Origin of the sequence: Agromyces binzhouensis (assembly GCF_004135055.1) — a bacterium.
In the GTDB taxonomy this organism is placed as follows: Bacteria; Actinomycetota; Actinomycetes; order Actinomycetales; family Microbacteriaceae; genus Agromyces; species Agromyces binzhouensis.
In genome coordinates, this window is record NZ_SDPL01000759.1 from 1 (window position 1) to 708 (window position 708).

Consider the following 708-nt stretch of genomic DNA (forward strand, 5'->3'; position numbering starts at 1 on the left):
CGCCGCGGGCCCGATGCCCAGCACGAACGCGGCCAGTGCGCCGGCCGCGACGAGGAGCGGCCGTCGCCGGATCGGACGCGGGGTCGTCATGCGCTCACGCTAGCGAACCGGGCGCCCCCGCGTCATCCGTCGCCGCGTACCGACGCGACCGGCAGCGCGTTCGCGGCCCGCGATATCGGATACGGCCCCGGGTATCGCGCGCGGGCGTATCCTGACGGGGTGATCGAGGACATCAAGAAGCGCGCGCTGCACCGCACGAAGATCATCGAGGGCCAGCTCCGCGGCATCGAGAAGATGATCGAGAACGACGACTACTGCATCGACATCATCACGCTGTCGCTCGCGGTCCAGAAGTCCCTCGGGTCGCTGAACAAGCTGCTCGTCGAGAACCACCTGCGCACCCACGTCTCGCACATGTACGAGCAGGGCGGCGACCAGCGCGAGGAGGCGGTGGCCGAGCTCGTGCGCATCTTCGAGCTCTCCAACAACCGGGGCTGACGACCGGATGCCGCGGATCGAGCTCGTCACCGGCGACCTCACGCGCGAGCGCGTCGACGCGATCGTGAACGCGGCGAACACGTCGCTGCTCGGCGGCGGGGGCGTCGACGGGGCGATCCACCGCGCGGGCGGGCCCGAGATCCTCGCGGAGTGCCGACGGCTCCGCCCGACGACGCTGCCCGACGGGCTGCCGACGGGCGGCGCGGTGGC

2 protein-coding genes are annotated in these 708 nt (G+C 71.8%); both read left to right on the forward strand.

Annotation, left to right across the window (positions count from 1 at the left end):
• Positions 1–219 precede the first annotated feature (219 nt).
• The gene (locus tag ESO86_RS18075; protein WP_129236061.1) at positions 220–498 is read left to right on the forward strand and encodes a metal-sensitive transcriptional regulator; all 279 of its coding nucleotides are present in this window, start codon (positions 220–222) and stop codon (positions 496–498) included.
• Positions 499–505: 7 nt separating this feature from the next.
• The coding region (locus tag ESO86_RS18080) for a macro domain-containing protein (RefSeq protein ID WP_207207234.1) at positions 506–708 on the forward strand (203 nt) is incomplete at its 3' end.